Here is a 26,333-nt window from a genome sequence, read left to right on the forward strand (position 1 = left end):
TTCATTTGCCCGGCGGGTGTGAGGCGGGTATCGCCGGCCGCCTCCCGGCGCCCGCGTCGGGCCAATCAGAATCGGCGCTGAAGTTCGTGCCGACCGTGCTGTGGGTGTGGGGATAGCCGGCGTCCTGAATTGGTCAGGCAATACAGTGGATTCGCGGCGTCAGCGTGAGGACGGTTCCGATGAGGTATTGTGTCCGCATGCCCGCGCTGACACTTTCCGTCGTGATTCCCGTCTACAATGAGGAAAAATATCTAAAGCGCTGTATCGATGCCCTGTTGGATCAAGGTGAGTCTGTAAATGAGATTGTCATTGTTGACAATAATTCGAGTGATGAATCGCTTTCGATTCTGAAAAAGTATGCTGAGAAATTCGAAAAAATAAAAGTAATTTCCGAGAGCGCTCCTGGTGTGGTTCATGCAAGGAACGCTGGTTTCAAGACATCTACCGGGTCGATGATCGGCCGAATTGATGCGGACACAGTCGTATCCGCGGGCTGGGCAAAAACTATAATCGAGTTCTTTGAATCGCATGAGGACGTATCGGCTGCGACCGGACTATCGTATCTCTACGAAACTCCGATTTCGAACTATCGCACACGATCCATCGATCGTCAGATTGAACGAGGTAAGATCAAGGACGGCAGGTCACTTCCGATGTTGCAGGGGAACAATATGGCAATTCGTCGGGAGGTTTGGGACTCGGTGAGCAAACTTCTCGATCCTTCCGACGAACTGCATGAAGATATTGATCTCACTATGTGTTTGATTCACGAGAAGCTAGAGATCGTGCAGTTGCTGGGAATGCGAGCGGAAATATCGGGTCGTCGCAGTTGGACGTCACCGCTGGAATATGCCAGTTATGTCAGCGCATCGCGTCGAACATATGCTCGACATGGCATAAAGAACCCCGTCCTGACGACCCTTTTCGGAATTAACGTATTGATGCATACGGTCTTGTGGCCGCTTCATTTGGCGTACGATCCTGCCACGGAGCGCATTTCCATCCGGAATATTTTCAAAACCCGAAGTAAGCTGGGTCTGCCGTTCTCCGCGGATACTAGACCTGCGTCATAATATCAGTCGCCGCACGTCAGCTTTCAGGCTGCTCTTTCAAAGTTAAAGAGCCCTCAACGAGATGGGAGCCTACCCGCACGGGAGAGGCGAGAAACTCGGATCGAGCGCGGACTTCACTAGGTTGAGGGAATCCGTAGCAAGAACCAATTGAGCATGCGAAACGGTACTTCCGGGGCAGCCGTCTTGAACCCAGACATTGTGAACCTCGGAATCGGGTCCCGCAGTGAGGAACGTCGCTTCGGGAGGAGTCGAGATCTGGTCCTGAGTCGTGGCGATCACCGTGTACTCGACGCCTGGTTGTGTTTCAGATCCAGCGTTGAGCGCAGCCAGAAAGGGGGTCCCACCGAGTTGCTGAACTCCGGCGGGGCCCCAGATCGTCTGAACCAGCAGGTCACCGGGCACTCCCATTGCGGAAAGCATTTGAGCATTAGCCTGAAGGCCGCCGAAAGTTGTGCCGTGATTAGTAGCGCCGAGGCTAACGAGGGAGTGCACCGCATTCTGGGACGGATTTGAAGGCGTGGCACCTCCCTCGAACTTCAGATATTGGCGAGCGACTACTCCGCCCTGGGAATGACCGACGATGTCGACCTGCTGTGCGCCGGTGTGGGATCGAACAGATTCGACGAAGGTCGCAAGCTCTTTTGCGGACCGACCGATATCGGTGATGCCCCAATGCACGGCGGCGGGATTAAGGATTTCTTGCGCGCCACCGTAGTTGAGGGCGAATACGCAGTAGCCTAGGTCAGACAGTTGCGGAGCGAGTGTGCCCCACGTGTCGACCATACTTACGCCCGTACCGTGGACGAGCACGACTGGGCGAGGGTGGTCGGCAGTCGGCGTGCAGTTCCAGTCGTTAGCGCCTTCAGGTGATGCCCCCATAGCCGAAAACCCAGGGGACGGTTCTCGCGGTCCCGCAGATGCAGCTCCCGAGGTTCCTAACAGCAACACGCATGCCGATAGCGTCGCCAACATGATCTGACTGGACCGCATGAATATCTTCCTCGCGCAATGCATAAGGTGATTCCCTCGCCGGGACTTGCCGACGAGGGAATCGGATGGGATCAGAAACCGAGTGACTGAGCAATAAACGGCCAGGACTTGTGCAGGTCGTCTTGCCAGTATCCCCACGAGTGGGTGCCGGTCGGCCGGAAGTCGACCACGGCGGGAATATTCAGCTCGTAGAGCCGCTTTGCCATGTTCGAGGTGCACAGATTCGTTGCCAGCTCGATCGGACTTCCGACGACGATTTGATCGAACATTGCAGCGCGGCCGTCCTGAATACGTGGATTCGCTGGTGTGTCGTTGGGGAAGCCTGGCAGCCCGCTCCCGGTGCTCATGTAAATCTGAGTCCCCCGAAGCTTCTCTGCGTTGACCAGTGGGTCATGTTCTCGCCAGCCGTCGCTGTCGAACGGACCCCACATGTTCTGGATGTCATCAACCCCGCCGATCCACTCAGTGGTAGTCCTGACGAACTGCTGTCCGAGGGGATCGCTGGTTTGCGCACAGCCGCTGTACGCCGCAACCGACTTGTAGAAACCTGGGTACTCGATGGCCAAATTGAGAACTGAGGTACCTGACATCGAGATCGCTGCCAAAGATTGGTCCCCGTTGCTGCCGAGTTGTTTGTTGAGCAGCGGTGGGAGTTCCTTGCCAAGGAAGGTACTCCACATGTTCTTGCCGAGTTTGGGGTCTTCTTTCTCCCAATCGGTGTAGTACGACAACCGGCCGCCAACAGGCGTTGCAACATTGACATTCTTGTCCTGGAAGAAGTCGACGACGTCAGTCTGGTACTCCCACGTTGCCGAGTCTTCGCCGCCGCCCGCGCCGTTGAGGAGATACAAGATAGGGCGTGGCACGGAGTTGTCCGCAGGCGTGATGACCTGAATCGGAACCGTGCGATCCATGGACGCTGCGTATACGTTGACGATCTGCTGGCGTTCGTTGATTTTTTCGACCGATTCGATATACGAACCGTCCGCGCTTGTCTCAGACGAGTCGCCATCCTGCTGGTGAGCAGGAGTCCCTGCGCTCGCAATTCCGACTGGAATCAGCGCACAGGCCATGGTGAGGGCGGCAACTTCAGTTACACGCCGCCACACGGATTGATTCATTCGCGTCAAGTTATTTCCCTCTCGTTGCATGGTCGCATTCGGCGCAATTGCGGCCAGCGTTTGACGTGGTTCTCAGACTGCTAAGTCGGTTCTTCGAACGCCATCGTTACGATCGGCAGTTCCGCCAAACCTGGTCGCCGCTGAATTCCAGGTCCTCACGCGGTTTCTGCTGCTCGTCGGAATCCCCTAATCGCCGGGAGAATGAACACTGCCACCATCCCCAGTGACCAGATCAGTGTCTTGATCATAGGCTCGGCCACCGGTCCTCCTAACGACAAACCCTTCATCGCGTCGATCGCCACAGACATGGGTTGTTCAGCGACAATGGGCTGTAGCCACTTCGGATAGGCGATGACGGGTACGAATCCCGAATTGAAAAACATCAACAGAGTGCATGAAATTGAAACAATCTCGACAAGTGGCAGATTCGCGGAGACTGTTGCGAGTGCAGTCACCATCATTGCGAAACCAACACCAAACACAATGGGTAGAGCCAGGAGTGCCACAGCCGCGAGAGGGCCTTGGTTAAATCTGAAGCCAAGGGCGTATCCGACGGCGAGGATGACGATTGATGTGACGAGGACGCGGACAGCTTCAGCAATCATGCGTCCGACAAGACCTGAGGCGCGGTGTGCGGGTAGCGTCCAGAACCGGCTGAGCAGTCCGGATGCCTGTTCGCCTTTAAGTCCCACAGCGCTAGCGATCGATCCGAACATCGCGCCGACGAGAATGATCAGCGGCACGGTTCCGAATATGCTTGATTGCCCGGTTGCTGCGGAAATCGAATTGCCCAACACCACCCGGAACATCAAGAGCATGAACGCCGGATACACGAGGGCCTGAATGGTTGTCGAAGGGTCACGCATCCACGTGATCAGCAGTCGTTTGGCCTGAATCCAACTGTGCACGACAAGCGCATTGAGCGAATTCTCGGGCAACGCTTTGTCTGGGTATGGGAAGTTGAACCCCTCCGCAGGGCGAACAACTGCCATGAAACGATCAGTCGGCTCACTCATGATCGCCTCAAACTTGCCCAGAAGGCGAGTGGTGCAAATACAGCAATCAACCCGATCGTCCACGCCACCACCGGGAACAGCACGTTCCAAGTTACGCCGCCTTGCGCGAGATCGCGCATGGCGAATGAGAACTGGGATACTGGTTGATTTCGAACGAATGGGCGGATCCACTCGGGAAAGCCAGTTTCGGGCGCAAAACCGCACGACAGCATGCCGAGGATAAGTTGCGGCAACGTGAGCGCCTGGCTTGTCGCTTGAGGGCTCTTCGACAACGAGCCGATTGCGTCGCCGGCGAAGGATAGACATGTACTGAAGGCAAGGGCAATCGCGCAGAACAGAGCAGCCTGAGCGAATCCGGCCGAGAATCGGAAACCAATTAAATGGCCAAAGGTCAAAGCTGCGGCAAGGGCAACTGTGGATCGCACAAACCCGCTGGATTGGCGGGACAGTAAAGGAACCGGCCCGACGACGGGCATGGTCTTCATTCGGTTGCTGAAACCTGTGATTGATTCAGTCGAAGCCATTTGGGCAGCGGAGATCGACGTGAAAGCCATGGCTTGCAGCACGATGATGGGCATCAGAAACTGGGCGTAGTTGATGCCCTGAAGCTGCATGACGAACTTCAGCGGGAGGTAGAAGCCGATCGTGAAAATCAGCGGCGCGATGACCGCGATCAACAATTCGTAGCGCTTGACCATCGATTTGATGGTTCGGGCCGTCAGGACCCACCACTGATTGATCGCTGACGGGTGAGGACGGCGATGCTTGCCGACGCTCAAGGCTTCGGGAACCGCAATCTTACTGAGGGATCCGCCTCGAACCGTGACCTGATCGACCCCGAACTTGGTTGTCGTTGTCACTGTGTCTCACTTACGTGTTGCTCACCTGTGAGTGAGAGGAAGACATCGTCGAGTGACGGGCGGCGAAGTGCGATGTCAGCTAGCGGTATTCGCGCGTGGTCCAAACGGCGTAATGCTTCTGAGAGCGTTCCGGCTCCAACAGGGGCAGGTATGGCGATTCGGCCACTCTCCTGCGCCAGGTCGAATCTGAAGTCACGCGGGACGAGATTTCCGAGTGCGTGGACCGCGTGAGCCAATTGCTGAAGATCCGAAGGGACGATCTCACAGAAGCTTGCACCGGTTCGAGCCTTCAGTTCATCGGCCGTTCCCTCGGCGATGACCGCGCCTTTGTCGATGACGATGATGTTGTCGCTGAGTAGATCCGCTTCCTCGAGGTACTGAGTTGTCAGGAGCACCGTGATGCCCTGTTCCTTCAGTGATTGGACCAACGACCAGACGCTCTGTCGACTTCGCGGATCCAGACCAGTTGTCGGTTCGTCGAGGAAGACAACCTCGGGTCGAACGACGAGACCGCACGCGATGTCGATTCGTCGCCGCATACCACCCGAATAGTTTCGTACGACGCGCGATCCGGCCTCGACGAGATCGAACTGCGAGAGAAGGTCGGCAGCCCGGACCTTCGCCGACATCCTGTCGAGTCCCATCAAGCGACCGAACAGTTCGATGTTCTCGCGCCCTGTCAGCGAATCGTCGAGAGCCGCAAATTGGCCCGTCATCATGATGGAGCGTCGAACCTCAGGTGCGTTTCGCACTACGTCGTAGCCTGCAACGGTCGCGCGCCCACTGGTTGGGCGGATGAGCGTGGAAAGCACCTTCACCGTGGTGGTTTTGCCTGCGCCGTTCGGGCCCAGGATTCCGAGCACTGTGCCGCGTGGGGCGACGAAGTTGATCCCCCGCAGCGCGTGCACGTTCTTGAAAGACTTATGTACGTCCTCCACTAGTACTGCTGCGTCCGTGGAAAAGGGCATCAACACTCCGCTGTCTGCATGGTCGGAACGGGCACGCGCTCCCGACGGGCGCACAGATGCCTTCTGTCTCATATCTGCGTTCTCCGGTCAGATGTTACCGGAGGGGTTGGCCGGAACTTCGGTCGTCGAGCTCAGCCGTCTGTGGGGAACGGGTCTGCCAGCGACTCTGCAGGCGTCGCTCACCCTGAAATTTACCTTGTGTCAAAAGTCACATGCGCTTGATCCGGCTGATTTCTAACATCTTCGATCACGTTGCCAGGCGATAGGGTTGGTATTGGCGCAGGTAGTTCTTCTCGATTGCGAATAGGGTGGTCTTGCCCGGTTCGCGGGTTAATCCGCTCCATGTCCGTTTTTTCCAGCGGGCGCTAGGGCAGTCGCGGTTGGCAATCCGTTCTTTTATCGACAGATGGCGAACTCGACACTTTCGGCCGTAGGTCGTGAACATGACGAGTGCGAGTACATTGCGATTTGCGTTGACGCATTGTTGGCGCGGTGGCTACGTCGACGATATTATAGTCGTGGGCATTAATTGTCCGATGACACAGCAGAGTCAATCAAGAATATGTTCGGCGGGGTCGAAGATTTACACGTAGCGGCATTATCGGTCGAATCGACGCGGAGATAATCGTGAGGCTCGGGCGGGCTGAGGGTGTGCACGAACTCTTTCGTCGTCACGAAGATTTCTTCGGAATACTGCATGACCTAGGTTGTGAAATTCCAAGTGAGCCCCGATCGAGGTGCAATCTTTCCGTACAGGGCTTGAATCCCACTGTAATCCTGTAGGAATAGTGAATTTTCTGTCGCAGATTCGACGTCGTCGAGCATCTTCTGTCCGCCGGGTATGGCTTCGATCTCCATGATTGCTCGCCACGCGCCGAAGTCGGTCCCGCTGAACGCACGCATCGCGTCCTCGAAACTTTCGAGTAGATAGCTGCGATCTCCTCCACCCAGGGAATCCCAGACCGACACGGCCAGTTCCCCGGCAATCGAGGCATGGCAGTACTCGTCGCGAGCGTGCAACCGGATCGTCGCGCGGTTGATCGACTGCACGCCCGGGTCGTCCGAGATCAGGTCGAGGTATGCGGTGATCGACACCTCGGCGACGGTCATGAACGCCAACTGTGTCAGCGCGATCTTGCGCGGATCACCGGCTGCGTCGAGGGCTTGCGCCCGCGTGCGGACCGTCAGGACGTCGGGCAATGCCTTGGTCGGCAGCCCCCAGCCCCTGCCTCGACGGGTCGCTGAACTGGCATTGAAGTGCATGAGCGTGTGATATTGCTCGTCGACCATCGCCTGATTGACCGCCACTGCAGCCCAATCTCCGAGACCGACGCCGAGTCGGTCTTCGGCGAGAACGTCGAAGCCGGGATTGACGACGTACTTCTCGATGTCCATGACGTTCTTGTTGAACGCGATCCATGCCCAGGCTTGCAGGCGTTGCTTCTGCTCGGGGCTCAATGCCAGGTAGATCGGATGCTCCGCGAACGGGAGAAGTGCTTCGGGGTAGTCGGACAACGACGAATCGAAGAGATCGTCCAGTTCCGGCTCCGCCTTCTTCACGGTTGCCCGGCGCGCCCAATTGCTCGCAAGGCGGCGGACGATTGCACTCTCGACCGGATCGGAGGCGTCGTACTCCGGGAGGCTGGGCGGACTCACTCCAGGTCTCATCGTGCCCTACTCTCTGTGCCCTTCGGCGATCTCTCTGTGCCCTTCGGCAATGCGATCGAACAAGCTCTGGCACTCCGCGTTCAATTCGCCTGAGCGATTGTCGAGCGCTGCGTCGGCGGTTTTCATCAGCGTCGTGAAGTCGCCGAGGGTTTCGGCCGCCCTGTCCACCTGTGCGGTGGCATCGAACAGTGCTTTTCGTGTCGCACCTGCATACGGATTGCCCGCTTGCACGTCCCAGTACACCTCCGGCTCGCCGCCGGCTACACGCGCCAGGAGCGCGAGCAAGGTCCGATGCGGGGGAGGGGCGACCGCGAGGAGTTCGTCCGCGGAAACTCCGAGTTCAGCCAGGGCAACGCCGAAAGCCAGCACCGACGCGTGTGTCAGAACCTGGGTGGCCGCAGCCAACCGGTCGTGACGATCGGCGTCCATCACCGCGACCGACGCGCCCCACGAGCGCACGATGTCGAGGAATCTGTCGGACTGCGGACCGCCGACGTACGGCACTGCGATGACGGCCCGACCGCGTGGCCCGAGCGACGGACGGAACATGGGGTTGAGTCCGAGGAACTCCCCTTCTCGGCCGGCGTCGGCGATTGCTGCGTCCATCCGCGATTTGACCGACAGCGTGTCCACAACGAGAGCGCCGGATGTCCGAAGGCTCGGTAGTGCGGCTAGAGCGACCTGTTCGGGAACCGCGAGCACGATGATGCGCGAGGACTCCACGTGCGCGAGGACTTGCTCACTGGGTTTCGTGATGTCTCCGACGACTACATCTCCGTCGGGATCGCTGCCTGCTGGGTCGACGACGGTGACGGTCGACCCCCCGGCGCGAAGCAGTTCGACGAACATGGATCCGACGGCACCCAGCCCGCCGACAACCGTCGCTGTGCCTGATGACGCCGTCATCGCTGGATCTACCCGCCGTACTCGAGGACCCGCGAGGACACCGCGTCGAGCGCACGGAGCAGCGTGGACGCCTTGACCGTGGTCTCGTCGAATTCTTCTTCCGGATCGGACAACGCTGTGATGGCACCGCCGATTCCGAAGGTCACGCCGCTCTCGGTACAGACCAGCGACCGGATCACGATCGAGAGGTCCGCGGCGCCACCGAGCGCGAAGTACCCGATCGATCCCGAGTAGACCCCACGAGGGCCGGATTCGAGGCGGTCGATGATCTCCATCGTCCGTACCTTCGGAGCGCCGGTCATCGATCCACCGGGGAACGCGGCACGCACACAGTCCACCGCCGACGACCCCGGACTCAGGTGTCCGCGCACCGTCGACACCATTTGGTGAACGGACGAGTACGACTCGATCGCGAACAGCCTCGGAACGTGGACACTTCCCGGAACGCAGACCTTGGTGAGGTCGTTGCGGGTGAGGTCCACGATCATCAGGTTCTCGGCGCGGTCCTTCTCGCTGTCGAGCAGGTCCTGCCGTAGGGCAGCATCACGCGCTCGGGTGACGCCGCGCGGGCGGGTACCTTTGATCGGCTTGGACTCGACGTTGCCGGCCGAGTCGACACGAAGGAACCGCTCAGGCGAGGCCGAGACCACCGAGATGCCGGTGAAGTCGAGAAGTGCGCTGTACGGCGTCGGATTGATCGAGCGCAGATACTCGAACGCCTGCTGTGCATCGATCGTCTCGTCGACGCTCGCCATGTTGGTCAGACATACCTCGTAGGACTCACCTGCCCGGATCTCCGAGAGGGCCGTTCCGATCAACGACAGGTACTGATCGCGATCATGCCGAAGGCGAGCCTGCGTCCAGACGGTGTCGCTGATCAGCGGAACGGGGGTGCGTTCCGGAAGGTCCGCGCCGATCCGCGCCAGGGTGTCGACGGTCGATTCGAGCCAATCGTCATAGCCGGCGTCCCGGACTTTCTCGCGCAACCTCAAAACGTGAGTGCGGCCCGCGGTGTGATCGATGACGACGGCGCGATCGGCAAACACCAGGGCGGCATCAGGAGTGGGTGCCGGATGGACTGCCCTTCCTCCGGTCTGTGCTTTCAGTTCGTAGCCGAGGTAGCCCACGTAGCCGAGGTTGAAGTCGAGTTCCGGATGCGAGGGCACGAAGCGCGTCGAGAGTTGTGCGTCCAAGTAATCGAAGAACTGAACTCGAATGTGCTCGTCGGACAAGCCTTTTCGGCTGACAGTCAGTACCTCGGCTTGCACGTCGTACGTGATGAACTCGGCCAGCGGCCCCGACGAATCGCCGAGAATCGAAAAGCGCGCACTCGGCTCTGCGGTTGCCGCGCGGTCCAGCCAGAACGCGTTCGGGCCGTCGGCGAACAGTGCTGCATAGGCCGCCGACGGGTCCACTGCAAAATCGAGAGTCACGTCGTCGACGTCGTAGTTGATCGCCGGCCGCAGGTCGGGTGTTTGCGGAGCAGGTTCGGGTCGGATCACCGAATCCAGAGTGCGTCCGACGGACAGATCGCGGAAGTTCGCGAGCAAATCTATGCCGAACTCGGTACTGATGGACTCCGGATGGAACTGAACGCCCCACATCGGCTTGGTCCGGTGCCGGACACCCATGAGCAGACCGTCGGACGTCCACGCGGTACGAACGAAGGCGTTCGGCAGATTCTCGACGGTCAACGAGTGGTAGCGAACAGCTCGGAACGGCGACGGAAGTCCGGCAAAGATGCCCGAGCCGTCGTGATCGATCAGCGAAATTCGGCCGTGCATCGGGACGGGCGCAACCACCACGTCCGCGCCGAACAACTCGCACAGGCCCTGGTGGCCGAGACAGACACCGAGAAGTGGGAGAGGCGCTTCTTCGATGAAACGGCGGCTGATTCCGAAATCACGGTCGCGATCCGGCCGGCCGGGACCTGGGGAGATGACCACGTTGTCGTACGACGCGAGATCGAGGGAATCCCAATCCGCGTCGTTGCGGACCACGGTCGGCACAACCCCGTTGACCTCGGTCAACAGGGTGAACAGGTTGTAGGTGAACGAGTCGTAATTGTCCACCAGAAGGGTGCGGGAACTCATGTCGATGATCCTGATCTCGGTCCGACGGATTCCCGAACAGTGTCCTCCTCCTCAACAGGTGCGTTGATCACCAGGTCTTCGAGTCGACAGGTCTCGGCAATCATCAGCTCGTACAGGGCGTTGAAGAAGTCGGGGGAGAGGTCGTGTCTACGGGCGAATTCACGCGCCCGCTCCTGCACGAGGCGGACGCGGCCGGGTTGCATCATCGGAACCTCGCGGGAGCGCTTCCACTCGCCGATGCGCAGGCAGAGTTCCAGCCGCTGCCGCACCGTCTCGAGAAGTAGAGCGTCGATGGCGTCGAGGTCGCGCCGGAAGCTGTCCAATCCCTCGGCCTCGTCCGGATACGACGAGGTCTGCGTGCCTGCTTCGGAACTCGTTGTGGTCAAGAACTCTTCCACGAGGCCTCCCGGTGCTCGGCGTGACGCGAGGTCGACAATGTGGTGCCCGGAACGCAACCCACCTCCGGACACCGGCACCCCGACCGACCATCGCCGTTCGGGGAGGTGTTCCACGATCGTCATTCGCCGAAACCTGCGGTGGTGCCTAATTCCGCGAAACCTGTTTGGCGGGCGAATCAGGTTGCGATGCAGGCGGGTTCGTGAGTGCCTACTTGGGGGAGACCCAGGTGGTGATTTCGGCGTGGACTACTTCCTTGCCGCCCCGGTCGAAGATCGAGATGGGAACGAGAAGTTCCGTGCCACTCTCGATCGCCGCGAAGTCCGGCAAAGTCTCGAGTCGGGCGACCGCCCGCAGGCCCGTCTCGGCCTTGGCGAGGTAGTCGACCTTCATGGACTTGGGGATCCAGCGGTGCGAGTTCGGAACCGTCGCTTCGCTCAGCATGCCCATTGCGACCTCCGCGAGATTGCAGGCAGCGATCGCGTGGAAAGTGCCGAGATGATTGTGGACGCCCCACCATTTGGGGGAGCGGACCTCGCAGAGCCCTGGTTCCAACTTGGTCACCCGGGGGAGAACAGAGGCGAAATAGGGCACGCGAATGGACATCGCCGCCGAGAAAACTGCATGTCCGAGGGCATTGTCCGGCAATTTCTGCCATCCGCGATAGGTAGGGCTGGAGGTAGTCATAGGCCTATCTTACTTCTGAGTAAGGTTGTTGTCGCGCAGCTCACTCGGAAAAGGCAGTTCGGGGGAGTTGAGGATTTGGGCCAGGTACGGCATACTGGTCGGGTTGCCTTGTCCGGGACGCGGTCGATTGCGGCCGTGATCGGGTAAGGGTAAGACGTCACAGACGATCGATCGCAGATCCCGTCAGGGTAATCGGGTCAACGACTGTGACCATGCAAGACGAGAAGTAATGCAGGACGGAAGCAGTACCTACTTTGTGTTCGACATCGAACACGTCCGGTACGCATCACGCGCCAGATAATCGAAAGATTGTCCGGCGCAGGATGAGTGAGAAGGCGACACGCCCGACCGCGTGTACCGGAGAACAATGACAAACGAACAGCGGCAGCAGATCCTGATCTCGATCCGAACCTCGGTACTCCCGAGAACTTGGACTTGGTCCCGATCGCTTCAGTGTTCGTCGTGTCATCGTCCAGGCAAGGACTGTGCAGACGAGGTAGCTCGAGCCTGACCAGGCGGGCTACGAAACGCGGCAAGAAAAGGACACTAAGCGTGGCGGGACAAAAGATCCGCATCAGGCTCAAGGCCTACGACCACGAGGCGATCGACGCGTCAGCGCGCAAGATCGTCGAGACGGTAACCCGTACGGGTGCCCGCGTCGTTGGACCTGTGCCGTTGCCGACCGAGAAGAACGTATATTGCGTCATCCGCTCGCCGCACAAGTACAAGGACTCGCGCGAGCACTTCGAGATGCGTACTCACAAGCGGCTGATCGACATTCTCGACCCGACGCCGAAGACGGTTGACGCGCTCATGCGCATCGACCTTCCGGCCAGTGTCGACGTGAACATTCAGTGACGGCGGAGACAAAAACAATGACTGATACCAAGATCAAGGGAATCCTGGGCACCAAGCTCGGCATGACCCAGGTCTTCGACGAGAACAACCGGGTTGTCCCGGTCACCGTCGTGAAGGCTGGGCCGAACGTCGTAACCCAGATCCGTACCGAAGAGCGTGACGGCTACAGCGCCGTTCAGCTCGCGTTCGGCGCCATCGACCCGCGCAAGGTGAACAAGCCGACTTCCGGCCAGTTCACCAAGGCTGGTGTGACCCCGCGTCGCCACGTAGTGGAGCTCCGCGTTGCGGACACCTCCGACTACGAGGTCGGCCAGGAGCTCACCGCCGAGGTCTTCGAGGACGGCGCATACGTCGACGTCACCGGAACCAGCAAGGGCAAGGGCTTCGCCGGAACCATGAAGCGTCACGGCTTCAAGGGACAGGGCGCGTCGCACGGTACCCAGGCTGTTCACCGCCGCCCGGGCTCCATCGGTGGCTGTGCAACTCCCGGCCGCGTGTTCAAGGGCATGCGCATGTCCGGACGCATGGGTAGCGACCGCATCACGACGCAGAACCTCTCGGTCCACAAGGTGGATGCAGAGAACGGCCTGCTGCTGATCAAGGGTGCGATCCCCGGCCGCAAGGGCGGCCTCGTGATCGTCAAGAGTGCAGTGAAGGGTGGTGCACGGGCATGACCAGCACCGAGACCAAGTTGACCCTGGACGTCAAGGTCGCCGGCGGCAAGACCAACGGCACCGTCGATCTCCCCGCTGAGATCTTCGACGCTCCGGCCAACATCGCGCTTCTCCATCAGGTTGTCGTCGCGCAGCTCGCAGCTGCTCGTCAGGGAACCCACTCCACCAAGACCCGCGGCGACGTCCGCGGCGGTGGCAAGAAGCCGTACCGCCAGAAGGGCACCGGCCGCGCACGCCAGGGCTCGACTCGCGCACCGCAGTTCGTCGGCGGCGGAACCGTTCACGGCCCGCAGCCGCGTGACTACAGCCAGCGCACCCCCAAGAAGATGAAGGCAGCCGCTCTTCGCGGAGCCCTCTCTGACCGCGCACGCAACGAGCGCATCCACGTCATCACCGAACTGGTTGCAGGGCAGACGCCTTCGACCAAGGGCGCAATCGCGTTCCTCGGCGAGATTTCGGATCGCAAGAAGCTGCTGCTCGTCGTGGGTCGCCAGGATGTAGCCGCTTGGAAGAGCGTGCAGAACCTGGAAGGCGTGCATCCCATTGCACCCGACCAGCTCAACACCTACGACGTGCTCAATGCAGACGATGTCGTGTTCAGCGTCGAGGCACTCAACGCGTTCATCCACGGGCCCGCAGAGAGCGCTCAGAACAAGGAGGACGCCAAGTGAGCACCATCGCTGACCCCCGCGACATCCTGCTCGCTCCGGTCATCTCCGAGAAGTCCTACGGACTGATCGAGGAAGGCACCTACACCTTCCTGGTGCACCCGGACTCGAACAAGACGCAGATCAAGATTGCCGTCGAGAAGGTCTTCGGCGTCAAGGTGACCAGCGTCAACACCGCCAACCGTCAGGGCAAGCGTAAGCGGACCCGATTCGGTTACGGCAAGCGCAAGGACACCAAGCGCGCGCTCGTGACCCTGTCCGCTGACAGCAAGCCCATCGAGATCTTCGGAGGACCGGTCGCGTAAGCGCCGGGACTTGACGAGACATAGAGGACGAGAAGACTCATGGCAATCCGTAAGTACAAGCCGACAACACCGGGCCGTCGTGGCTCGAGCGTCTCGGACTTCGCCGAGATCACTCGGTCGACCCCCGAGAAGTCGCTGGTTCGCCCGCTGCACGGTCGCGGTGGACGTAACGCACACGGTCGTATCACCACCCGTCACAAGGGTGGCGGACACAAGCGTGCATACCGACTGATCGATTTCCGTCGCAACGACAAGGACGGCATCCCGGCAAAGGTCGCTCACATCGAGTACGACCCCAACCGCACAGCAAACATCGCACTCCTGCACTACGCAGACGGTGAGAAGCGCTACATCATCGCCCCCAAGGGCCTGGTGCAGGGTTCACCGGTCGAGTCCGGTGCAGGCGCCGACATCAAGCCGGGCAACAACCTGCCGCTGCGCAACATCCCGACTGGTACCACCATCCACGGTGTGGAACTGCGTCCCGGCGGCGGAGCCAAGATGGCTCGTTCGGCAGGCGCCAGCATCCAGCTCCTCGGTAAGGAAGGCAGCTACGCCACGCTGCGTATGCCTTCCGGTGAAATCCGTCGCGTCGACGTGCGCTGCCGCGCATCCGTCGGCGAGGTCGGCAACGCCGAGCAGTCGAACATCAACTGGGGCAAGGCCGGCCGTATGCGTTGGAAGGGCAAGCGCCCGACCGTTCGTGGTGTCGTGATGAACCCGGTCGACCACCCGCACGGTGGCGGCGAGGGCAAGACCTCAGGTGGACGCCACCCGGTCAGCCCGTGGGGTAAGCCTGAAGGCCGTACCCGCAAGAACAAGGCAAGCGACAAGATGATCGTCCGTCGCCGCCGCACCGGCAAGAACAAGCGCTAGGAGGGAGTGAAGGATGCCACGCAGCCTTAAGAAGGGCCCGTTCGTCGATGACCACCTCCTCGCGAAGGTGGATGTACAGAACGAAAAGGGAACCAAGCAGGTCATCAAGACCTGGTCCCGTCGTTCGACAATCATCCCGGACTTCATCGGCCACACGTTTGCAGTTCACGACGGCCGCAAGCACGTCCCCGTGTTCGTTTCCGACTCCATGGTCGGACACAAGCTCGGAGAGTTTGCACCGACCCGCACGTTCAAGGGTCACATCAAGGATGATCGGAAGGCGAAGAGGCGATGAGCAACACCGAAACCGCCAACCCGACTGCCAAGGCTGTAGCGAAGCACGTTCGCGTTACGCCGATGAAGGCACGTCGAGTTGTGGACCTGGTCCGCGGGCGCTCGGTTGAAGACGCCCTGAACATCCTGAAGTTCGCGCCGCAGGCAGCGAGCGAGCCGGTCGCCAAGGTGATCGCCTCCGCAGCAGCCAACGCCGAGAACAACCTCGACCTCGACCCCAGCACGCTTGTCGTTGCTACGGCGTTCGTGGACGAGGGCGCGACCCTCAAGCGGTTCCAGCCGCGTGCACAGGGACGTGCGTTCCGTATTCGCAAGCGCACCAGTCACATCACCGTGATCGTGGAGAGCCTGCCGAAGACCGGAACATCGACCCGTAATCGCCGGAAGGGAAGTGCTCAGTAGTGGGCCAGAAAATCAACCCGCACGGCTTCCGTCTCGGCATCACCACCGACTGGAAGTCTCGCTGGTACGCAGACAAGCAGTACGCGGAGTACGTCAAGGAAGACGTCGCGATCCGTAAGCTCCTCGCCACCGGCATGGAGCGCGCAGGAATCGCGAAGGTCGAAATCGAGCGCACCCGTGACCGTGTTCGCGTGGACATCCACACTGCACGTCCGGGCATCGTCATCGGCCGCCGCGGCGCCGAAGCCGATCGCATCCGCTCCGAGCTCGAGAAGCTGACCGGCAAGCAGGTTCAGCTGAACATCCTCGAGGTCAAGAACGCAGAAGCTGAAGCACAGCTCGTCGCACAGGGTGTGGCCGAGCAGCTCTCGAACCGCGTTGCCTTCCGTCGTGCAATGCGCAAGGCCATCCAGTCGGCCATGCGTCAGCCCAACGTCAAGGGAATCCGCGTTCAGTGCTCCGGTCGTCTCGGCGGCGCCGAGATGTCCCGGTCGGAGTTCTACCGCGAAGGCCGTGTGCCGCTGCACACGCTTCGTGCGGACATCGACTACGGCCTCTACGAGGCCAAGACCACCTTCGGTCGCATCGGCGTCAAGGTCTGGATCTACAAGGGCGACATCGTCGGTGGCAAGCGTGAGCTCGCCGCCAACACGGCCGCACCGGCCGGGGATCGCCCGCGTCGTGAGCGTCCGAGCCGTCCGCGTCGTTCCGGTGCCACCGGTACCACTGCGACCAGCACCGAGGCCGGCCGCGCAGCGACCGCAACCGCCGATGCTCCCGCAACTGAACAGAATCAGGAGGGCTGACGCATGTTGATCCCACGGCGGGTCAAGCACCGCAAGCAGCACCACCCGAGCCGTTCGGGTGCCGCCAAGGGCGGTACCCAGGTGACCTTCGGTGACTACGGCATCCAGGCTCTCGAGCCTGCCTACATCACCAACCGGCAGATCGAGTCCGCTCGTATCGCCATGACTCGGCACATCAAGCGTGGCGGCAAGATCTGGATCAACATCTTCCCGGATCGCCCCCTCACGAAGAAGCCGGCCGAAACCCGAATGGGTTCCGGTAAGGGTTCGCCCGAGTGGTGGATTGCCAACGTCAAGCCCGGACGCGTTCTGTTCGAGATGACATACCCCAACGAGGAGATTGCTCGTGAGGCCCTGCGCCGCGCGATGCACAAGCTCCCGTGCAAGTGCCGGATCGTGACCAGAGAGGAGCAGTTCTGATGGCTACTGGAACCCCAGCAGCAGAGCTCCGCGAGCTCAGTGAAGACGAGCTGGTCACCCGGCTCCGTGAGTCGAAGGAAGAGCTTTTCAACCTTCGTTTCCAGATGGCTACCGGCCAGATGGACAACAACCGACGACTGCGCACCGTTCGTCACGAGATCGCGCGCATCTACACCGTCCTGCGTGAGCGTGAGCTCGGACTCGCTGTGGGTCCGGATGCAGGTGACGCGGCATGAGTGAGGAAAAAGCAGTGAGCACAGAAGAGCGCGCGAGCCGTAAGGTCCGTGTCGGATACGTCGTGTCCGACAAGATGGAAAAGACGATCGTGGTCGAGCTCGAAGACCGCGTCAAGCACAAGCTCTACGGCAAGATCATCCGCCGTACGACCAAGGTGAAGGCGCACGACGAGAACGGCGTTGCCGGCGTCGGCGACCGCGTTCAGCTGATGGAAACCCGTCCGCTGTCCGCGACGAAGCACTGGCGTCTGGTCGAGGTCCTCGAAAAGGCCAAGTAAGCCTGATCGAATCCTCGAGCTGATCGAGTATCACCGAATGGCCCGCTTCCCCTTGGGGGAGTGGGCCATTCGGCTTTCCGGGCGAAGGGTTCGAGTTGCGTCGAGTACGGCTGATTTGGTATTCGGTGAACCCTTCCCTACAATAGAACGGTTGCCTGTGGCAGAGGTGTGTCCTCACGTGCGCAGCTCGAACGGTGCTTGCAGTGATCGTCTCCCGACGTCAGTCGGTGGGACTGCAGCTCAGACACGACGCAGGTGGCAACAATGACCGCGCGCACCGGGTCGGTAATCCGTTGCGCACGAAATTCCAGGTCTAGGGAGATCAAGTGATTCAGCAGGAGTCGCGAGTTCGCGTCGCTGATAACACGGGTGCCAAGGAAATCCTTTGCATCCGCGTTCTCGGCGGTTCGTCACGTCGCTACGCCGGGATCGGTGACGTCATCGTCGCCACCGTCAAGGACGCAATCCCCGGTGGAAACATCAAGAAGGGTGAGGTCGTCAAGGCCGTCATCGTTCGCACGACCAAGGAGCGCCGTCGTCCGGACGGTTCCTACATCAAGTTCGACGAGAACGCTGCAGTGCTCATCAAGGCTGACAGTGATCCCCGTGGAACCCGCATCTTCGGACCCGTCGGCCGTGAGCTGCGCGAGAAGAAGTTCATGAAGATCGTTTCGCTTGCCCCGGAGGTGCTGTGATGAAGGTGCACAAGGGTGACACCGTTCTGGTCATCGCCGGCAAGGACAAGGGCGCGAAGGGCAAGGTCATTCAGGCCTACCCCGCGACCGACAAGGTCCTCGTCGAAGGCGTGAACCGAATCAAGAAGCACACCGCGGTTTCCGCGAACGAGCGCGGAGCATCCTCCGGCGGCATCGTTACGCAGGAAGCCCCGATCCACGTTTCCAACGTTGCAGTTGTCGACTCGGACGGAAACCCCACCCGCGTGGGCTACCGCACCGACGAAGAGTCCGGCAAGCGCGTTCGGATTTCCCGGAAGAACGGGAAGGACATCTGACATGACCTCCACCGAAAACAAGGTCCAGCCGCGCCTCAAGGCACGCTACCGCGCTGAGATCAAGGACGCGCTCAACAGCGAGTTCGACTACTCGAACGTCATGCAGATCCCCGGCGTCGTCAAGGTTGTCGTCAACATGGGCGTCGGCGACGCCGCCCGTGACGCCAAGCTGATCAACGGCGCTGTCCATGACCTGTCGCTGATCACGGGCCAGAAGCCCGAGATCCGCAAGGCACGTAAGTCCATCGCGCAGTTCAAGCTCCGCGAAGGTATGCCCATCGGTGCACGCGTCACCCTCCGTGGTGACCGCATGTGGGAGTTCCTGGACCGCCTCGTGTCTGTCGCTCTGCCCCGTATCCGCGACTTCCGCGGTCTCTCGGGCAACCAGTTCGACGGCAACGGCAACTACACGTTCGGCCTCAACGAGCAGTCGATGTTCCACGAGATCGACGTGGACAAGATCGATCGCCCCCGCGGCATGGACATCACCGTCGTGACCACCGCAACCAACAACGAAGAAGGCCGTGCACTGCTCAAGCACCTCGGCTTCCCGTTCAAGGAGAACTGAGCGCATGGCTAAGAAGGCATTGGTCAACAAGGCCAACAAGAAGCCCAAGTTCGCGGTTCGCGCCTACACCCGCTGCCAGCGGTGCGGTCGCCCGCACTCGGTGTTCCGCAAGTTCGGCTTGTGCCGTATCTGCGTTCGCGAGATGGCTCACGCCGGCGAGCTTCCCGGAGTTCGCAAGAGCTCTTGGTGATCTGAGGCCCTCGGGCTTCGTCACACCACGCATGTGAATGGGCGTGGGTTCCTTTGGAACCCACGCCCATTCGTGGTTTTCATCGAGATGTGAATCGTGCCGATCCTGAAAAGAACTGCCCCGCTGCGACTCTGGTTGAAAGCGATCATCGTTCGTCGGTGTCGTTCTTCGGTGCCGAACGAGCAGTTCAGATTTCGGGGTGCGTCGATAGCTTCCCGATCGCATCCTTCGGGCGGCAGTGGGGGAGGCGACATGGGATCCCGGTGGACACTTGCGCCAAAGTTCCCTACACTAGAGCGGTTGCCGTGGCTGACGCATGCGTTCAGCTCGGTGCGGTAACTTACGCCGTCTGACACAAGTCGGACGGCCCAGCCGAATTGCTGGAGGCCCACGATCGGATTCGTCCGGTGTTGCATGGGAACCACAGCGAGAAAGGTGTCGAGGTCGACCTATGACCATGACTGACCCCATCGCAGACTTCTTGACGCGTCTGCGCAACGCCAACACGGCGTACCACGATGAGGTGAAGCTTCCCCACTCGAAGATCAAGGCGAACATCGCCGAGATCCTCAAGCGCGAGGGCTACATCTCCGATTTCCGTACCGAAGACGCAGAGGTCGGCAAGACCCTCATCGTCGATCTGAAGTACGGTCCCAGCCGCGAGCGTAGCCTCGCCGGCGTGCGTCGCGTTTCCAAGCCCGGTCTCCGGGTTTACGCGAAGTCCACCAACCTGCCCAAGGTCCTCGGAGGCCTCGGCGTGGCCATCATCTCCACGTCGTCCGGTCTGCTCACCGATCGCCAGGCGGCCAATCAAGGAGTAGGCGGGGAAGTCCTCGCCTACGTCTGGTAAGGGAGGCCACCACAATGTCGCGTATTGGAAAGATTCCGGTCACCGTCCCCGCGGGCGTTGACGTCACGATCAGCGGCCAGGATGTCACCGTCAAGGGTCCCAAGGGCACCCTCGCGCTGACCATCTCCGAGCCCATCGCAATCGAAAAGGCAGAGGACGGCTCGCTGAGCGTCACGCGCCCCGACGACGAGCGTCGTAGCCGCGCGCTGCACGGTCTGTCGCGGACCCTGGTTGCGAACATCATCACCGGTGTCACCGAGGGTTACACGAAGAAGATGGAGATCCACGGTGTTGGTTACCGTGTGGCACTGAAGGGCAAGGACCTCGAGTTCGCGCTCGGCTTCAGCCACCCGGTGCCGATCGAGGCTCCTGAAGGCATCACCTTCGTCGTCGAGTCGCCCACCCGGTTCTCGGTGTCCGGCATCGACAAGCAGAAGGTCGGGCAGATCTCGGCCAACATCCGTCGTCTCCGTCGTCCGGACCCGTACAAGGGTAAGGGCGTGCGTTACGAGGGTGAGCAGATCCGCCGCAAGGTCGGAAAGACGGGTAAGTGATATGAGCCAGACTGCAAACCAGAAAGCCAAGCGGATTCCGCTGGGCAAGGATGCGTCCACCAAGCGTCGTCTCTCGAAGACGCGTCGTCACTTCCGTCTCCGCAAGAAGGTCTCCGGCACGCCCGAGCGTCCCCGCTTGGTCGTCAACCGGTCCTCGCGCCACATCCACGTCCAGCTCGTGGACGACCTGGCCGGCCACACCCTGGCCTCCGCGTCGACCATCGAAGCAGACGTGCGCGTGGCAGAAGGCGACAAGAAGGCTGCGAGCGCGAAGGTCGGTCAGCTGATCGCCGAGCGCGCCAAGGCTGCCGGCGTGGAAGCAGTTGTCTTCGACCACGGCGGACACGGCTACCACGGTCGCATCGCGGCCCTGGCAGACGCGGCTCGCGAAGGCGGGTTGAAGTTCTGATGACCAACATTTTCAACGGAAGGACAGCCTGATGCCGGGACGTCAAAGGCGTGACGGCGGAAGCGGACCCGCCGGACAGAATGGCCCCAACAGCGGTGACAACAGCAACGCTCGTGGGGACAACCGTGGTGGCGGCCGTGACCGTCGCGACGGTGGCCGTGGCGGGAACGCTGCGGAGAAGTCACAGTTCATCGAGCGCGTTGTCACGATCAACCGCGTTTCCAAGGTCGTCAAGGGTGGTCGTCGCTTCAGCTTCACCGCTCTGGTGATCGTCGGAGACGGCAACGGACTGGTCGGCGTCGGCTACGGAAAGGCCAAGGAAGTTCCCGCGGCCATCCAGAAGGGTGTCGAGGAGGCTCGCAAGAGCTTCTTCCGCGTCCCGATGATCGCCAACACCATCACTCACCCCGTTCAGGGTGAGGCTGCTGCCGGCATCGTCATGCTTCGCCCGGCAAGCCCCGGTACCGGTGTTATCGCCGGTGGCGCTGTGCGCGCCGTGCTGGAGTGCGCTGGTATCGCGGACATCCTGTCGAAGTCGCTCGGTAGCGACAACGCCATCAACGTCGTGCATGCGACCGTTGCTGCGCTCAAGGGTCTGCAGCGTCCCGAGGAAGTTGCGGCTCGCCGCGGCCTCACCCTCGAAGAGGTTGCACCCGCCGGCATGCTTCGCGCTCGCGCACAGGCTGCTGGGAGTGTGAAGTAATGGCAGATCTCAAGGTCACTCAGATCAAGAGCATCATCGGGACCAAGCAGAACCAGAAGGATTCTCTGCGCACGCTGGGTCTCAAGGGCATCCGTCAGACCGTTGTTCGTGAGGACAACGCACAGAACCGCGGTCTGATCAACGTGGTGCGCCACCTCGTAACAGTTGAGGAGGTCTAACCATGACCATCAAACTGCACCACCTGCGCCCCGCTCCGGGATCCAAGTCCAACAAGATTCGTGTTGGACGCGGTGAGGGCGGCAAGCGTGGTAAGACCGCAGGTCGCGGTACCAAGGGCACCAAGGCACGTAACACCGTGCGCGTGGGCTTCGAGGGTGGACAGATGCCGCTTCACATGCGTCTGCCCAAGCTCAAGGGCTTCACGAACCCGTTCCGCGTCGAGTACCAGGTCGTCAATGTCGGCGACATCGCCCGTCTGTTCCCCGAAGGTGGAGCAATCACGGTCGAGGATCTCGTCGCCAAGGGCGCAGTCCGCAAGAACCAGCTCGTCAAGGTTCTGGGCGACGGCGAACTGACAGTTGCCGTTCAGGTGACCGTCGACAAGTTCACCGGTTCCGCCAAGGAAAAGATTGCTGCTGCCGGTGGTTCCGCCACCGAGCTGTGAGTGATCACGCGTAGCTAGTCCGATGGCCGCAGCGCAGCGTTTGCTGCGGTGCGGCCATCGGCGTCTACGAGGTCGTGTCACAGGTACGAGGTCGTGTCACAGATTGGTCGTGCATGCTCGGACGGGCCAGTATTCTGGTCACCGAGTGGCAAATGTATCTTCGGCTTACCCGGTTTTCGTGGTCTGCCCGCCTAGTTCCCAAATGCTCACTGTTAGAGTTCAAAAGTTCGACAGGTCAAAACGATCTGTCTCCCTACCGTCGTGCCAGGAGGATCTTTGCTTTCCGCCTTCGTCTCGGCCCTCAGGACCCCAGACCTGAGGCGGAAGATCCTCTTCACCCTCGGCTTGGTGGCTCTGTATCGGGTCGGCGCTCTCATCCCGTCCCCAGGTGTCGACTACGGCCGTGTGCGTCAGTGCATCGATATCGCCAACTCCGGTGACTCAGCAGGTATCTACTCGCTGATCAACCTGTTCTCCGGCGGCGCTCTGCTGCAGATGTCGATCTTTGCGATCGGCATCATGCCGTACATCACGGCGAGCATCATCGTGCAGCTCCTGACCGTGGTGATTCCGAAGTTCGAGGAACTTCGGAAAGAAGGCCAGTCCGGCCAGGCCAAGATGACGCAGTACACGCGTTACCTGTCCATTGCTCTGGCAATCCTGCAGTCGACCGGCATCGTCGCTCTTGCGGCACGCGGACAGTTGCTCCAGGGCTGTGACGACATCATCGCCGACAAGTCGATCTTCGGACTTGTCATCATCGTGCTGGTCATGACTGCCGGTGCTGCCATGGTCATGTGGTTCGGCGAGGTCATCACCGAACGCGGCGTCGGCAACGGTATGTCCCTCCTCATCTTCGCCGGTATCGCATCGCGTATCCCGAGCGAGGGCAAGGCAATCCTCGACAGCCGTGGTCCGCTGGTCTTCGCCTTCGTCTGCCTCGCAGCGCTGCTGATCATCGCCGGTGTCGTCTTCGTCGAGCAGGGTCAGCGTCGTATCCCGGTGCAGTACGCGAAGCGGATGGTCGGACGCAAGATGTACGGCGGATCCTCGACGTACCTGCCTCTGAAGGTGAACCAGGCCGGCGTCATCCCGGTGATCTTCGCGTCTTCACTGCTGTACCTCCCGAACTTGATTGCACAGCTGACTTCGGCCAGTACAGCGGTCGACCCCAGTTGGTGGCAGCGCCTCATCAACACCTACCTGGTGAATCCGGCCAACCCGGTGTACATCGCGATCTACTTTGGCCTGATCGTCTTCTTCACGTACTTCTACGTCGCCATCACCTTCAATCCTGAAGAGCGCGCCGACGAGATGAAGAAGTTCGGCGGCTTCATCCCCGGTATCCGACCCGGTCAGCCGACCGCGGACTACCTCAACTACGTGCTGAGTCGCATCACCCTTCCGGGTGCGATTTACCTCGGCACCATTGCTGTTCTGCCCAACCTGTTCCTCGACATCGGGAATGGCGGCGGCGCGCAGAACCTGCCGTTCGGTGGCACCGCGGTGCTGATCATGGTCAGCGTCGGCCTGGACACCGTGAAGCAGATCGAGAGTCAGCTAATGCAGCGTAACTATGAAGGGTTCCTCAAGTGAGACTTGTCCTCCTTGGTCCTCCCGGTGCCGGCAAGGGCACCCAGGCCGCTATCTTGTCCGAGAAGTTCGGCGTTCCCCATATCTCCACGGGTGATCTCTTCCGCGCGAACATCGGTCAGGCCACCGCTCTCGGTGTGGAAGCAAAGAAGTACATCGACGCCGGCGAACTCGTACCGAGCTCGATCACCAACGACATGGTGAAGGCTCGCGTCGCAGAACCGGACGCAGCAAACGGTTTCCTTCTCGACGGATTTCCGCGCTCGGTCGAACAGGCTCAGGCACTCGAGGGAATCTTGAAGGATCTCGACACCAAGCTCGACGGTGTCCTCTCCTTCGTCGTCGACGAGGACATCGTGGTCGAGCGTATGCTCGCCCGCGGTCGTGCAGACGACACCGAGGACGTCATTCGCAACCGACTCCGGGTCTACCGCGACGAGACGTCACCGCTGTTCGATTACTACAAGGACAGCATCGTCTCCGTCGACGCGATCGGCGAGGTCGAAGAGGTCAACGCTCGCGCACTGGCAGCGTTGGGTAAGTAATGGTCTTCGGGCGCAAACGCAAGGTTGTTCCGTTCCGCTCCGCGGGCGAACTCGACGCGATGGCTGCTGCCGGCGCGATCGTGGGTTCGGCTCTGGTGGCGGTTCGCGCTGCGGCGAAGCCCGGTGTCAGCACTTTGGAATTGAACGCGGTCGCTGAATCCGTCATTCGTGACGCCGGCGCCGTGCCCTCGTTCCTCGGGTACCACGGCTTCACCGGCTCGATCTGCTCTTCGGTCAACGATCGCGTCGTTCACGGAATCCCTTCAGCTCAGGACATCCTGGCTGAAGGCGACCTGGTTTCCATCGACTGTGGCGCGATCCTCGACGGATGGCACGGTGACTCCGCTTGGACGTTCGGTGTCGGTGAGATCAGCGTCGCCGATCAGGAGCTCAGCGAAGCCACTCGGCTTTCTATGGAAGCCGGGATCGCGGCAATGATCGCCGGCAACCGTCTGACGGATGTTTCGCACGCGATCGAGGTCGGTACTCATGCCGCCGAGAAGTTGCACGGTCGTTCCTACGGCATCGTCGACGGATACGGCGGACACGGAATCGGCCGGGAAATGCACATGGATCCGTTCCTCGCCAATGAAGGTGCCCCGGGTAAGGGTCCTGAACTGGTTGTCGGATCGTGCCTGGCGATTGAGCCGATGCTCACGCTCGGCACCACCGACACGGTGATTCTCGACGACGACTGGACCGTTGTGACGACCGACGGGTCCCGTGCGGCGCACTGGGAACACACTGTCGCAGTGACCGAAGACGGTCCGCGGATTCTGACACTCCGGCCGGAGTAGTCGACACAGTCGCTGACAAGTGTTGGCAGCGAGCATGTTTCATGTTCGAGAAGTCCCAGCCTCATTTCGAGGCTGGGACTTTTTCGATGGGGGAGCGGTGTGCGTCGTCACCCTGACCGGAGGCGCATTTGGCCTGGTCGTTTACATCGCGTAACATGGCTAGGCGGTGCGCTATGCGCGTCGATAGTTCGTGTGCCTACGCTCGGATCACTCCGGGATCGGGCTTTCGAACTGCCGACGATCTTTTCCATTGCGTGCCAATGTAACGGAAGCCGATGCACGAAGCATGCCAAACCAAACGGATCGCGGAGGATATGGCTAAGAAAGACGGGGCCATCGAGGTCGAAGGACGAGTAGTCGAGCCGCTGCCCAATGCGATGTTCCGCATTGAGCTCGAGAATGGCCACAAGGTCCTCGCCCACATCAGCGGAAAGATGCGTCAGCACTACATTCGCATCCTCCCGGAAGATCGCGTTGTCGTAGAGCTCTCGCCCTACGATTTGTCGCGCGGACGCATCGTTTACCGCTACAAGTAACGAACTTCCCGGACCTGACCTGGGTCAGGGAGAAGTATGTCTGCCGCGGTTCATCGCGGCGGGCTGCGACAAAACAGGAGATCAGAAGACGTGAAGGTTCAGCCGAGCGTCAAGAAGATCTGCGAGAAGTGCAAAGTGATTCGCCGTAACGGTCGAGTCATGGTGATCTGCGAGAACCTGCGTCACAAGCAGCGTCAGGGCTAGATCTAGCTTTTCGAAGATCTGCTTGGCAACAAGCAAAGAAGACCTCCCAGTACCAGCCATTGTTGACGAGACCCCACGCGATCGTTCACCGATCGCCAAGGTCGGACAATGGTTCACCCCCGGCACGGAGGCCGGGGCCCCACTGAGTTAGT

The 26,333-nt window shown here is 60.7% G+C and carries 37 protein-coding genes; 27 read left to right on the top strand and 10 right to left on the bottom strand.

Features of this window, described 5'->3' with window-relative positions; translation table 11 throughout:
• Positions 1-197 precede the first annotated feature (197 nt).
• Positions 198-1,073: a glycosyltransferase gene (locus A0W34_RS09150; protein ID WP_051649603.1), complete on the top strand. Its 876-nt coding sequence runs from the start codon at positions 198-200 to the stop codon at positions 1,071-1,073.
• A 69-nt stretch (positions 1,074-1,142) separates the two neighbouring features.
• On the opposite strand, the gene A0W34_RS09155 is transcribed toward A0W34_RS09150, so the two are convergent.
• The 10 genes from A0W34_RS09155 to A0W34_RS09200 form a co-directional block, all read right to left on the bottom strand.
• Complete coding sequence (locus tag A0W34_RS09155) at positions 1,143-2,063, bottom strand: esterase/lipase family protein (RefSeq protein WP_081558773.1); 921 nt, start codon at positions 2,061-2,063, stop codon at positions 1,143-1,145.
• A gap of 71 nt (positions 2,064-2,134) precedes the next feature.
• Positions 2,135-3,184 carry an alpha/beta hydrolase gene (locus tag A0W34_RS09160; protein WP_081557583.1) on the bottom strand — a complete coding sequence of 350 codons (1,050 nt, stop codon included), beginning with the start codon at positions 3,182-3,184 and terminating at the stop codon, positions 2,135-2,137.
• Positions 3,185-3,339: 155 nt separating this feature from the next.
• The gene (locus tag A0W34_RS09165) at positions 3,340-4,200 is read right to left on the bottom strand and encodes an ABC transporter permease (protein WP_047270224.1); all 861 of its coding nucleotides are present in this window, start codon (positions 4,198-4,200) and stop codon (positions 3,340-3,342) included.
• On the bottom strand, positions 4,197-5,060 hold the full coding sequence (locus A0W34_RS09170; RefSeq protein ID WP_003940946.1) for an ABC transporter permease: 864 nt from the start codon (positions 5,058-5,060) through the stop codon (positions 4,197-4,199). Before A0W34_RS09170 ends, A0W34_RS09165 begins: the two co-directional genes overlap by 4 nt.
• A complete protein-coding gene (locus A0W34_RS09175) occupies positions 5,057-6,028 on the bottom strand; it encodes an ATP-binding cassette domain-containing protein (RefSeq protein ID WP_037129211.1) in 972 nt (323 codons plus the stop codon). Before A0W34_RS09175 ends, A0W34_RS09170 begins: the two co-directional genes overlap by 4 nt.
• A gap of 702 nt (positions 6,029-6,730) precedes the next feature.
• Positions 6,731-7,696 (bottom strand): diiron oxygenase, encoded by a 966-nt coding sequence (locus A0W34_RS09180; protein ID WP_081557584.1) that lies wholly within the window; start codon positions 7,694-7,696, stop codon positions 6,731-6,733.
• A 6-nt stretch (positions 7,697-7,702) separates the two neighbouring features.
• On the bottom strand, positions 7,703-8,602 hold the full coding sequence (locus tag A0W34_RS09185) for a prephenate dehydrogenase dimerization domain-containing protein (RefSeq protein WP_058039009.1): 900 nt from the start codon (positions 8,600-8,602) through the stop codon (positions 7,703-7,705).
• Between the two features lie 8 nt (positions 8,603-8,610).
• Positions 8,611-10,695 carry an aminodeoxychorismate synthase component I gene (gene pabB, locus A0W34_RS09190; protein WP_081557585.1) on the bottom strand — a complete coding sequence of 695 codons (2,085 nt, stop codon included), beginning with the start codon at positions 10,693-10,695 and terminating at the stop codon, positions 8,611-8,613.
• Positions 10,692-11,216 carry a chorismate mutase family protein gene (locus A0W34_RS09195; RefSeq protein ID WP_019747551.1) on the bottom strand — a complete coding sequence of 175 codons (525 nt, stop codon included), beginning with the start codon at positions 11,214-11,216 and terminating at the stop codon, positions 10,692-10,694. The genes pabB and A0W34_RS09195 overlap by 4 nt, the downstream gene beginning before the upstream one ends.
• A gap of 85 nt (positions 11,217-11,301) precedes the next feature.
• Entirely contained in the window at positions 11,302-11,778 is a 477-nt protein-coding gene (locus A0W34_RS09200) for a hotdog fold domain-containing protein (protein ID WP_003940943.1), read from the bottom strand.
• Between the two features lie 552 nt (positions 11,779-12,330).
• On the opposite strand from A0W34_RS09200, the gene rpsJ reads away from it, so the two are divergent.
• From rpsJ to rpmJ, 26 genes are all read left to right on the top strand, one after another.
• Entirely contained in the window at positions 12,331-12,636 is a 306-nt protein-coding gene (rpsJ, locus tag A0W34_RS09205) for a 30S ribosomal protein S10 (protein WP_003938093.1), read from the top strand.
• Positions 12,637-12,653: 17 nt separating this feature from the next.
• On the top strand, positions 12,654-13,310 hold the full coding sequence (gene rplC, locus A0W34_RS09210) for a 50S ribosomal protein L3 (RefSeq protein WP_003940826.1): 657 nt from the start codon (positions 12,654-12,656) through the stop codon (positions 13,308-13,310).
• Complete coding sequence (gene rplD, locus A0W34_RS09215) at positions 13,307-13,981, top strand: 50S ribosomal protein L4 (protein WP_003940723.1); 675 nt, start codon at positions 13,307-13,309, stop codon at positions 13,979-13,981. The genes rplC and rplD overlap by 4 nt, the downstream gene beginning before the upstream one ends.
• A complete protein-coding gene (rplW, locus tag A0W34_RS09220; protein WP_003940990.1) occupies positions 13,978-14,283 on the top strand; it encodes a 50S ribosomal protein L23 in 306 nt (101 codons plus the stop codon). The genes rplD and rplW overlap by 4 nt, the downstream gene beginning before the upstream one ends.
• A gap of 39 nt (positions 14,284-14,322) precedes the next feature.
• The gene (rplB, locus tag A0W34_RS09225; RefSeq protein ID WP_003940895.1) at positions 14,323-15,159 is read left to right on the top strand and encodes a 50S ribosomal protein L2; all 837 of its coding nucleotides are present in this window, start codon (positions 14,323-14,325) and stop codon (positions 15,157-15,159) included.
• Between the two features lie 13 nt (positions 15,160-15,172).
• Entirely contained in the window at positions 15,173-15,454 is a 282-nt protein-coding gene (gene rpsS / locus A0W34_RS09230) for a 30S ribosomal protein S19 (RefSeq protein WP_003940820.1), read from the top strand.
• Positions 15,451-15,855: a 50S ribosomal protein L22 gene (gene rplV / locus A0W34_RS09235; protein ID WP_003940717.1), complete on the top strand. Its 405-nt coding sequence runs from the start codon at positions 15,451-15,453 to the stop codon at positions 15,853-15,855. Before rpsS ends, rplV begins: the two co-directional genes overlap by 4 nt.
• The gene (gene rpsC, locus A0W34_RS09240) at positions 15,855-16,661 is read left to right on the top strand and encodes a 30S ribosomal protein S3 (RefSeq protein ID WP_003941003.1); all 807 of its coding nucleotides are present in this window, start codon (positions 15,855-15,857) and stop codon (positions 16,659-16,661) included. Before rplV ends, rpsC begins: the two co-directional genes overlap by 1 nt.
• 3 nt (positions 16,662-16,664) lie before the next feature.
• A complete protein-coding gene (rplP, locus tag A0W34_RS09245; protein ID WP_003940899.1) occupies positions 16,665-17,081 on the top strand; it encodes a 50S ribosomal protein L16 in 417 nt (138 codons plus the stop codon).
• Entirely contained in the window at positions 17,081-17,317 is a 237-nt protein-coding gene (rpmC, locus tag A0W34_RS09250) for a 50S ribosomal protein L29 (RefSeq protein WP_003940734.1), read from the top strand. Before rplP ends, rpmC begins: the two co-directional genes overlap by 1 nt.
• Entirely contained in the window at positions 17,314-17,595 is a 282-nt protein-coding gene (gene rpsQ / locus A0W34_RS09255) for a 30S ribosomal protein S17 (RefSeq protein ID WP_003941020.1), read from the top strand. The genes rpmC and rpsQ overlap by 4 nt, the downstream gene beginning before the upstream one ends.
• A 326-nt stretch (positions 17,596-17,921) precedes the next feature.
• Complete coding sequence (gene rplN / locus A0W34_RS09260) at positions 17,922-18,290, top strand: 50S ribosomal protein L14 (RefSeq protein WP_003940951.1); 369 nt, start codon at positions 17,922-17,924, stop codon at positions 18,288-18,290.
• A complete protein-coding gene (gene rplX / locus A0W34_RS09265) occupies positions 18,290-18,607 on the top strand; it encodes a 50S ribosomal protein L24 (protein WP_003941019.1) in 318 nt (105 codons plus the stop codon). Before rplN ends, rplX begins: the two co-directional genes overlap by 1 nt.
• 1 nt (position 18,608) lies before the next feature.
• Positions 18,609-19,175 (top strand): 50S ribosomal protein L5, encoded by a 567-nt coding sequence (gene rplE / locus A0W34_RS09270; RefSeq protein WP_003940924.1) that lies wholly within the window; start codon positions 18,609-18,611, stop codon positions 19,173-19,175.
• 4 nt (positions 19,176-19,179) lie between these two features.
• Positions 19,180-19,365: a type Z 30S ribosomal protein S14 gene (locus A0W34_RS09275; RefSeq protein ID WP_003940698.1), complete on the top strand. Its 186-nt coding sequence runs from the start codon at positions 19,180-19,182 to the stop codon at positions 19,363-19,365.
• 451 nt (positions 19,366-19,816) lie between these two features.
• Positions 19,817-20,215, top strand: coding sequence for a 30S ribosomal protein S8 (rpsH, locus tag A0W34_RS09280; RefSeq protein ID WP_003940873.1), 399 nt, complete (start codon positions 19,817-19,819; stop codon positions 20,213-20,215).
• 14 nt (positions 20,216-20,229) lie between these two features.
• A complete protein-coding gene (gene rplF / locus A0W34_RS09285; protein ID WP_003940970.1) occupies positions 20,230-20,769 on the top strand; it encodes a 50S ribosomal protein L6 in 540 nt (179 codons plus the stop codon).
• Between the two features lies 1 nt (position 20,770).
• A complete protein-coding gene (gene rplR, locus A0W34_RS09290) occupies positions 20,771-21,178 on the top strand; it encodes a 50S ribosomal protein L18 (RefSeq protein ID WP_003940996.1) in 408 nt (135 codons plus the stop codon).
• 31 nt (positions 21,179-21,209) lie between these two features.
• Positions 21,210-21,881 carry a 30S ribosomal protein S5 gene (gene rpsE, locus A0W34_RS09295; RefSeq protein ID WP_003940718.1) on the top strand — a complete coding sequence of 224 codons (672 nt, stop codon included), beginning with the start codon at positions 21,210-21,212 and terminating at the stop codon, positions 21,879-21,881.
• Positions 21,881-22,060: a 50S ribosomal protein L30 gene (gene rpmD, locus A0W34_RS09300; protein ID WP_003940751.1), complete on the top strand. Its 180-nt coding sequence runs from the start codon at positions 21,881-21,883 to the stop codon at positions 22,058-22,060. The genes rpsE and rpmD overlap by 1 nt, the downstream gene beginning before the upstream one ends.
• Before the next feature lie 2 nt (positions 22,061-22,062).
• Positions 22,063-22,506: a 50S ribosomal protein L15 gene (gene rplO / locus A0W34_RS09305; protein WP_003940829.1), complete on the top strand. Its 444-nt coding sequence runs from the start codon at positions 22,063-22,065 to the stop codon at positions 22,504-22,506.
• A 276-nt stretch (positions 22,507-22,782) separates the two neighbouring features.
• Positions 22,783-24,102: a preprotein translocase subunit SecY gene (gene secY / locus A0W34_RS09310; RefSeq protein WP_003940773.1), complete on the top strand. Its 1,320-nt coding sequence runs from the start codon at positions 22,783-22,785 to the stop codon at positions 24,100-24,102.
• Complete coding sequence (locus A0W34_RS09315; protein WP_003940868.1) at positions 24,099-24,644, top strand: adenylate kinase; 546 nt, start codon at positions 24,099-24,101, stop codon at positions 24,642-24,644. The genes secY and A0W34_RS09315 overlap by 4 nt, the downstream gene beginning before the upstream one ends.
• Positions 24,644-25,441, top strand: coding sequence for a type I methionyl aminopeptidase (gene map / locus A0W34_RS09320; RefSeq protein WP_003940806.1), 798 nt, complete (start codon positions 24,644-24,646; stop codon positions 25,439-25,441). Before A0W34_RS09315 ends, map begins: the two co-directional genes overlap by 1 nt.
• A 314-nt stretch (positions 25,442-25,755) precedes the next feature.
• The gene (infA, locus tag A0W34_RS09325; RefSeq protein ID WP_003418601.1) at positions 25,756-25,977 is read left to right on the top strand and encodes a translation initiation factor IF-1; all 222 of its coding nucleotides are present in this window, start codon (positions 25,756-25,758) and stop codon (positions 25,975-25,977) included.
• Positions 25,978-26,067: 90 nt separating this feature from the next.
• A complete protein-coding gene (rpmJ, locus tag A0W34_RS09330) occupies positions 26,068-26,181 on the top strand; it encodes a 50S ribosomal protein L36 (protein WP_003938068.1) in 114 nt (37 codons plus the stop codon).
• The last annotated feature ends 152 nt before the right edge of the window (positions 26,182-26,333 follow it).

Origin of the sequence: Rhodococcus sp. BH4 (assembly GCF_002079265.1) — a bacterium.
Taxonomy (GTDB): Bacteria; Actinomycetota; Actinomycetes; order Mycobacteriales; family Mycobacteriaceae; genus Rhodococcus_F; species Rhodococcus_F qingshengii.

Excerpts from the sequence above, each read along its gene's own strand:
- A0W34_RS09185 (WP_058039009.1), bottom strand. The coding sequence starts at position 8,602 with ATGACGGCGTCATCAGGCACAGCGACGGTTGTCGGCGGGCTGGGTGCC.
- rpsS (WP_003940820.1), top strand. The coding sequence starts at position 15,173 with ATGCCACGCAGCCTTAAGAAGGGCCCGTTCGTCGATGACCACCTCCTC.
- pabB (WP_081557585.1), bottom strand. The coding sequence starts at position 10,695 with ATGAGTTCCCGCACCCTTCTGGTGGACAATTACGACTCGTTCACCTAC.
- rplD (WP_003940723.1), top strand. The coding sequence starts at position 13,307 with ATGACCAGCACCGAGACCAAGTTGACCCTGGACGTCAAGGTCGCCGGC.
- rplX (WP_003941019.1), top strand. The coding sequence starts at position 18,290 with ATGAAGGTGCACAAGGGTGACACCGTTCTGGTCATCGCCGGCAAGGAC.
- A0W34_RS09160 (WP_081557583.1), bottom strand. The coding sequence starts at position 3,184 with ATGAATCAATCCGTGTGGCGGCGTGTAACTGAAGTTGCCGCCCTCACC.
- rpsH (WP_003940873.1), top strand. The coding sequence starts at position 19,817 with ATGACCATGACTGACCCCATCGCAGACTTCTTGACGCGTCTGCGCAAC.
- infA (WP_003418601.1), top strand. The coding sequence starts at position 25,756 with ATGGCTAAGAAAGACGGGGCCATCGAGGTCGAAGGACGAGTAGTCGAG.
- rplV (WP_003940717.1), top strand. The coding sequence starts at position 15,451 with ATGAGCAACACCGAAACCGCCAACCCGACTGCCAAGGCTGTAGCGAAG.
- A0W34_RS09195 (WP_019747551.1), bottom strand. The coding sequence starts at position 11,216 with ATGACGATCGTGGAACACCTCCCCGAACGGCGATGGTCGGTCGGGGTG.
- A0W34_RS09165 (WP_047270224.1), bottom strand. The coding sequence starts at position 4,200 with ATGAGTGAGCCGACTGATCGTTTCATGGCAGTTGTTCGCCCTGCGGAG.
- A0W34_RS09150 (WP_051649603.1), top strand. The coding sequence starts at position 198 with ATGCCCGCGCTGACACTTTCCGTCGTGATTCCCGTCTACAATGAGGAA.
- A0W34_RS09275 (WP_003940698.1), top strand. The coding sequence starts at position 19,180 with ATGGCTAAGAAGGCATTGGTCAACAAGGCCAACAAGAAGCCCAAGTTC.
- rpsE (WP_003940718.1), top strand. The coding sequence starts at position 21,210 with ATGCCGGGACGTCAAAGGCGTGACGGCGGAAGCGGACCCGCCGGACAG.
- rplB (WP_003940895.1), top strand. The coding sequence starts at position 14,323 with ATGGCAATCCGTAAGTACAAGCCGACAACACCGGGCCGTCGTGGCTCG.
- rplE (WP_003940924.1), top strand. The coding sequence starts at position 18,609 with ATGACCTCCACCGAAAACAAGGTCCAGCCGCGCCTCAAGGCACGCTAC.
- A0W34_RS09180 (WP_081557584.1), bottom strand. The coding sequence starts at position 7,696 with ATGAGACCTGGAGTGAGTCCGCCCAGCCTCCCGGAGTACGACGCCTCC.
- A0W34_RS09200 (WP_003940943.1), bottom strand. The coding sequence starts at position 11,778 with ATGACTACCTCCAGCCCTACCTATCGCGGATGGCAGAAATTGCCGGAC.
- map (WP_003940806.1), top strand. The coding sequence starts at position 24,644 with ATGGTCTTCGGGCGCAAACGCAAGGTTGTTCCGTTCCGCTCCGCGGGC.
- rplR (WP_003940996.1), top strand. The coding sequence starts at position 20,771 with ATGAGCCAGACTGCAAACCAGAAAGCCAAGCGGATTCCGCTGGGCAAG.
- rplF (WP_003940970.1), top strand. The coding sequence starts at position 20,230 with ATGTCGCGTATTGGAAAGATTCCGGTCACCGTCCCCGCGGGCGTTGAC.
- rpmD (WP_003940751.1), top strand. The coding sequence starts at position 21,881 with ATGGCAGATCTCAAGGTCACTCAGATCAAGAGCATCATCGGGACCAAG.
- rplP (WP_003940899.1), top strand. The coding sequence starts at position 16,665 with ATGTTGATCCCACGGCGGGTCAAGCACCGCAAGCAGCACCACCCGAGC.
- rplO (WP_003940829.1), top strand. The coding sequence starts at position 22,063 with ATGACCATCAAACTGCACCACCTGCGCCCCGCTCCGGGATCCAAGTCC.
- A0W34_RS09175 (WP_037129211.1), bottom strand. The coding sequence starts at position 6,028 with ATGCCCTTTTCCACGGACGCAGCAGTACTAGTGGAGGACGTACATAAG.
- rpsQ (WP_003941020.1), top strand. The coding sequence starts at position 17,314 with ATGAGTGAGGAAAAAGCAGTGAGCACAGAAGAGCGCGCGAGCCGTAAG.
- A0W34_RS09155 (WP_081558773.1), bottom strand. The coding sequence starts at position 2,063 with ATGCGGTCCAGTCAGATCATGTTGGCGACGCTATCGGCATGCGTGTTG.
- rplC (WP_003940826.1), top strand. The coding sequence starts at position 12,654 with ATGACTGATACCAAGATCAAGGGAATCCTGGGCACCAAGCTCGGCATG.
- rpmC (WP_003940734.1), top strand. The coding sequence starts at position 17,081 with ATGGCTACTGGAACCCCAGCAGCAGAGCTCCGCGAGCTCAGTGAAGAC.